Annotated in this window: 6 protein-coding genes and 1 pseudogene; 3 read left to right on the top strand and 4 right to left on the bottom strand. The window is 64.0% G+C overall.

Going from position 1 to position 5,370, the window contains the following annotated elements:
- A pseudogene (locus Q0C59_RS04715) lies at positions 1 to 239 on the bottom strand (glycosyltransferase family 1 protein); the annotation flags it as partial.
- 136 nt (positions 240 to 375) lie between these two features.
- Here Q0C59_RS04715 and Q0C59_RS04710 point away from each other — a divergent pair.
- Positions 376 to 978: a hypothetical protein gene (locus Q0C59_RS04710; RefSeq protein WP_291212399.1), complete on the top strand. Its 603-nt coding sequence runs from the start codon at positions 376 to 378 to the stop codon at positions 976 to 978.
- Positions 979 to 1,000: 22 nt separating this feature from the next.
- On the opposite strand, the gene Q0C59_RS04705 is transcribed toward Q0C59_RS04710, so the two are convergent.
- Complete coding sequence (locus Q0C59_RS04705) at positions 1,001 to 2,644, bottom strand: aminotransferase class III-fold pyridoxal phosphate-dependent enzyme (protein ID WP_291212396.1); 1,644 nt, start codon at positions 2,642 to 2,644, stop codon at positions 1,001 to 1,003.
- 84 nt (positions 2,645 to 2,728) lie between these two features.
- On the opposite strand from Q0C59_RS04705, the gene asd reads away from it, so the two are divergent.
- Complete coding sequence (gene asd / locus Q0C59_RS04700) at positions 2,729 to 3,688, top strand: archaetidylserine decarboxylase (protein ID WP_291212393.1); 960 nt, start codon at positions 2,729 to 2,731, stop codon at positions 3,686 to 3,688.
- Here asd and Q0C59_RS04695 read toward each other — a convergent pair.
- Complete coding sequence (locus Q0C59_RS04695) at positions 3,657 to 3,896, bottom strand: hypothetical protein (protein WP_291212390.1); 240 nt, start codon at positions 3,894 to 3,896, stop codon at positions 3,657 to 3,659. The genes asd and Q0C59_RS04695 overlap by 32 nt on opposite strands.
- Positions 3,897 to 3,938: 42 nt before the next feature.
- Positions 3,939 to 4,208 carry a DAPG hydrolase family protein gene (locus Q0C59_RS04690; RefSeq protein WP_291212387.1) on the bottom strand — a complete coding sequence of 90 codons (270 nt, stop codon included), beginning with the start codon at positions 4,206 to 4,208 and terminating at the stop codon, positions 3,939 to 3,941.
- 119 nt (positions 4,209 to 4,327) lie between these two features.
- Here Q0C59_RS04690 and Q0C59_RS04685 point away from each other — a divergent pair.
- Positions 4,328 to 5,370, top strand: a 1,043-nt coding sequence (locus Q0C59_RS04685) for a CNNM domain-containing protein (RefSeq protein WP_291212384.1), incomplete at its 3' end; no start/stop codon positions are given.

Raw genomic sequence — 5,370 nt, 5'->3', positions numbered from 1 at the left:
GGCATGCCGCGCATGAGCAGCTCTTCATAGCCACTGTGGCTCAGCGCCTGGTCCACCCGCGTCTGGCGTGGCCGGATCAGCTGCACCGGGTGGTTGCGCGCGCACAGTCCCTGCACCAGGCGCGAGAGCGTGAGCGACACGCCGTTGATCTCCGGTGGCCAGGTTTCGGTGACGACCGACAGGCGCAGGGAGGGCGTGCTGGCCGGGTATTCCTCGACCAGGATCTGTTCGGACGTCATGGTGTTCATGTGCCCATGTTCCAGCGCGTGTGCAACAAGTTGATGACAACACGCCACTGTCACCGTGTTTTCACATGTCAGGACAAGACTGCGCAGGTGTGTGACCTCCCCACACCCACCCTTGCATGGAGAAACCGTGAACGACTTTTTCAAGACACTGGAAACCCAACGCTGGGACGACCACCGCTATTACCACCACAGCCGCATCAACCAGACCCTGCACCTGATCAGCGCGATCAGCTTCGTGGTGGCCTATGCGCTGCTGTGGACCGACCCGGTGCTCTCCGCGCTGATCGCCTGGCTGGTCTCCATGACCAGCCGCCAGGCCGGCCACTTCTTCTTTGAGCCCAAGGGCTACGACCATGTGAACCAGGCCACGCACGAGCACAAGGAAGAGATCAAGGTCGGCTACAACCTGCAGCGCAAGGTGGTGCTGATGGCCTTGTGGGCCGGCACACCGATGCTGGTGGCGCTGGTGCCCGGCGTGTTCGGGTTGTTTGAGCCGCACACCGATGGTGAAAGCTTCATCCGCCAGGTCGGCGCGCTGTGGCTGGCGCTGGGTGTGGGCGGTTTGCTGTTCCGCACCGTGCACCTGTTCTTCATTGCCGATGTGCAGACCGGTCTGGCCTGGATGACCAAGATCCTCACCGACCCGTTTCACGACATCAAGCTGTACCACAAGGCACCGCTCTACCTGATGCGCGGCCAGCTCATCGATCCCGGCATCGGGGTGAAGTGATCTCCCCGGCGCACCTGCGGCATCACGCCCGCAGGTGCTGCCACATCTCGCGAACCACATTGCGCCGGATCGACTTGTGCGTTTGCTCTCCCCGCCACCACCATCCCTGGGCCTGCATCTGCTGTCCCGCGGCCACAAAGCGTTGCACCACCTCCTCGAACTCGGCATCGCTGAAGTGCAAGCCGAAGATGAATCGCCCCGTGCCCACCCAGCTCAGCGCCAGGCCTTGCCAGCGCAGCAGGTACTGGAACATCCAGTGATATCGACCCGGCTGGGTGTACATCAGCGTCCAGATGCTTTGCAGGTTGGCCACGCGCACCGGCAGGCCGTGCGCAGCCATGGTGTCGTTGAAGTGCTTCGCGCGGGCATCCCACTTCGCATCCTGGTCCTGGTACAAGGCCTGGATCTCCGGCGTGTCCAGCCGTTTCAGGAAGGCCGCCATGCCACCCATCACGTAAGGGTGGGCGTTGAAGGTGCCGCGCGCAAAACACACATCGGCCGGGCGCTTTTCGCGAAAGCGCTGCATCAGCTCGCGCCGCCCGCACACCACGCCCACCGGGTAACCGCCAGCCAGGGTCTTGCCGTAGGTGACCATGTCGGCCTGCACGCCGAAGTATTCCTGCGCGCCGCCGCGTGCCAGACGAAAACCCAGGAACACCTCGTCGAAGATCAGCACGATGCCGCGCTCGGTGCACACCTCGCGCAAGCGCTTGAGCCACGCGGTGTAGGCCGCGCGGTCATAGCCCGCGGTGCGGCTGCCGTCGACCAGCGTGGAGTCGCCTGGTGCGTTCTTGTTGGGGTGCAAGGCCTGCAGCGGGTTGACCAGCACACAGGCCACATCGCGCCGCGTGCGCAGCACCTGCAGGCTCTTCTCGCTCATGTCCTGCAGGGTGTAGGTCTCGCGCGGCGGCATCGGGTTGCCGGGGCCGGGCTGCACGTCTTCCCACCAGCCGTGGTACGCGCCGCAAAAGCGCACCAGGTGCTTGCGACCCGTGTGGTAGCGCGCCAGGCGCACGGCCTGCATCACCGCTTCGGTGCCGGACATGTGGAACGACACCTGGTCGTGCCCCGAGATGGCCTGCAGCTTCGCCACCACCTCGGCCACGCAGGGGTGGTAGGCGCCCAGTACCGGGCCCAGCGCCTGGCCGATCTGTGCGCCCTCGGCCATGCAGGCCTTGTAGAAGTCCACGCCGAACACGTTCACGCCGTAAGAGCCGGTGAGGTCGATGAAGGTGTTGCCGTCCAGATCGGTGAGGTGCACACCCTCGGCCGACTGCATGAAGGCACCCACCTTGAGCCGCGCGCGCACCAGCGGGCTGAACTGGAAGGGCACACGGTAAGCACCGGTGAACTGCAGATCGGCCAGGCCCTCGCGCGCCTGCGCGGTGAGCGCCAGGGTCTTGGCGTAACGCTCGGCGAAGCCGGCGCAGAGCAGATCAAAGGCCGCGCGGCGCTGCGCCACCACCTCGGCGGGCGCACCGTCGCAATCAAAAAACCGGTCCTCGTCAAAGGCGTAGCCCGGCAACCACTTCGCCAGCCGCTTGGCCATCTTCGAATGTCCAGCCAGCGACCGGTGTTTGGCGCGAGAGAGTTCGAGCCGCTGCTTGAGCAGCGGCAAGGCCAGGGCCAGCGAGCCCAGCGGAACAGCGTAAGAAAGGTAAGACATGCAGCAGGCGCTCCAGGGCGGTTGGTGTGTGTCTTTTGTAGGGCGTCCACATGACGAAGCCATGAAACTCCGATGAAACCCGCGATGAAAAACCAGAACATCCTGCAGCGCCTGGCGCTCAACGAAGACCTCAACTTCCTGCTCACCAACCGCGTGCCGCGCGCAGCGCTCACACGCTTCATGGGCTGGTTCAGCCGCATCCGCCACCCCTGGGTGCGCGATGCCTCCATGGCGGTGTGGCGCACCTTCACCGACATCGACCTGAGCGAAGCCAGGAAGACGTCGTTCAACAGCCTGCACGATTGTTTTGTGCGCGAACTCAAACCCGGTGCTCGCCCGCTGGACGCACGCGAACACGTGCTGGTGAGCCCCTGCGACGCCATCGTCGGCGCCTGCGGCCGCATTGGTGACGACCCCGGCGCGCAAGTGTTCCAGGCCAAAGGCTTCCCCTACCCGCTCACCGACCTGCTGGGCACCGACGCGCGCGGCCTGGCCACCATCGACACGCTGCGCGGCGGCAGCTACGTGACGCTGCGCCTGACCTCCAGCATGTACCACCGTTTCCATGCCCCGGCCGCGCTCACGCTCGACCATGTGACCTACATCAGCGGCGACACCTGGAACGTGAACCCGATCGCGCTGAAACGTATCGAGCGGCTGTTCTGCAAGAACGAACGTGCCGTGCTGCACACCCGCCTGGCCGACGGCACGCCGCTGCTGATCGTGCCGGTGGCCGCGATCCTGGTGGCCAGCATGCGGCTGCGCGCGGTGGACGTGGCACTCAACATCCGCTACCGCGGCCCCAACGAACTGCCCTGCCACGCCACCTACGAGAAGGGCGAGGAGATGGGGTGGTTCGAGCACGGCTCGACCATCCTGGTGTTCGCACCACCGGGCATCGCGTTGTGTCAGGGGCTTGCCTCAGGTCAACAGGTGCGCATGGGCGAGGCCATTTTGCGTCGCCATGTGCCCGCTGTACACAGGCCTTCCAACGCGGTTGCCGACACCCACCTCACTGCACTCGATCAACAGAAGGCTTCTTGAGCGACACGCCTCCTTCTCGAGCGAAGAGCGCTGGCAGGAAGCGCTCGAACTGCCCGACTTCCTCGATGTTGTGAAGGATCCAGGCGTGTGCACGTGAATGGTCAAAGGCGAAGCGGTAGTCCATGGCTGCAACCCGCAGGCCATGCCACTGCGGGCGATGCCCGAACCCTTGTTCGCCGAGCCTCACGATGTCGCTGAGCGCATCCACCTAGTGGCGGGGATTGCCGCCAAACATCTCGACGATGTGCAGCTAAGCACCGACCCCGACGCCACCGTCGGCGAGGCGCTGTGTGTACGTCACCTCGATGTCATCCACGGGATGCCACACACGGTACCGGGGCAGCCGTTGGCCCTCGAAGTCCATGTCGCCCTCGAGATGACGGAACCACCAGTCCAGCATGGACGGTGTGACGCCTTGCAATGTGTCGTGCTCGATCCAGCAACGCAGCCTGCCGTCCGGCAGCGTCTCGACGCCGCTGCGCGCACTGTCGAGTGGCTTGGGGTTCCAGGAAATGCTCATGGGCGGCCTCAAGGAAGTTGCAAGCTGATCTGACGGCTTTCCGAGAGACGGGAACGCAGGACCACCCCCGGCGCTCTATCCTGTGGCGTTCGCTGTACGCGTCACATGAAAGCCGCTCCATGAATCCCGAGTTCCCCCCCGAAGCCCTGCTGGGCGCTGTCCAGTCGTCATTGGGCACCGATGCCTTGTTGCTGCTCTTGTATGTGGTGCTGGCCTTGTTTTTCTCCTTTTTGTGCTCGGTCGCAGAGGCCTCGCTGCTGAGCATCACGCCCTCGTACATCGCGGGCCTGAAAGAGACTGAACCGAAAAAGGCCGAGGTGTTGCACCAACTCAGGGAGGTGAAGATCGACCAGTCGCTGGCGGCCATCCTCACCGTGAACACGATCGCGCACACGGTCGGCGCCATCGGGGCCGGGTCGAAGGCCACAGCGGTGTTTGGCGACGCCTGGTTCGGCGTTTTCTCCGCCGTGATGACGCTGCTCATCCTGTTCGCCTCCGAAATCATTCCCAAGACCCTGGGTGCCGTGTACTGGCGCCAGCTGGCAGGCTTTACCGCCATTTACGTGAACCTGCTCATCAAAAGCATGTACCCGCTGATCCTCGTATCCGAAAAACTGACCCAGCTCATCTCGGGCGGCAAGAAGGGTAACGACTTCAGTCGCGATGAATTTGTTGCCATGGCCGGCATCGGTCAGGCACAGGGACACATCAACGAACGCGAGTCCAAGATCATCAGCAACCTGTTTCACTTCAAGTCGATCGAGGCCAGCGACGTGATGACGCCGCGCATCGTGATGACGGCGCTGAAGCAGGACCTGACCGTGCGGCAGGCGCTCGCCACCGCGGAAAAGGCCTTGTTCTCCCGCTTGCCGATCTACCAGGGCTCCCTGGACAACGTGACCGGCTTCGTGCTGCGCGAAGACCTGCTGGTGGCCATGAACGCGGATCAGGGCGACCGCAAGGTGAGCGATTTCCGCCGCGAGTTGATGGCCGTCCCCGACACCACGACCCTGTCGCGCCTGATGGAAACGCTGCTGTCACAGCGCCAACACATCGCCATCGTGGTGGGCGAGTACGGCGAAACCAAGGGTCTGGTGACGCTGGAGGACGTGGTCGAGACCCTGCTGGGCAATGAAATTCTCGACGAGGGAGACAAGGTGGA

It is taken from the genome of Hydrogenophaga sp. (assembly GCF_022844385.1).
Classification (GTDB): Bacteria; Pseudomonadota; Gammaproteobacteria; order Burkholderiales; family Burkholderiaceae_C; genus Hydrogenophaga.
The sequence above is the reverse complement of the archived record's forward strand: the minus strand, read 5'-3'. Positions and strand labels throughout refer to the sequence as shown.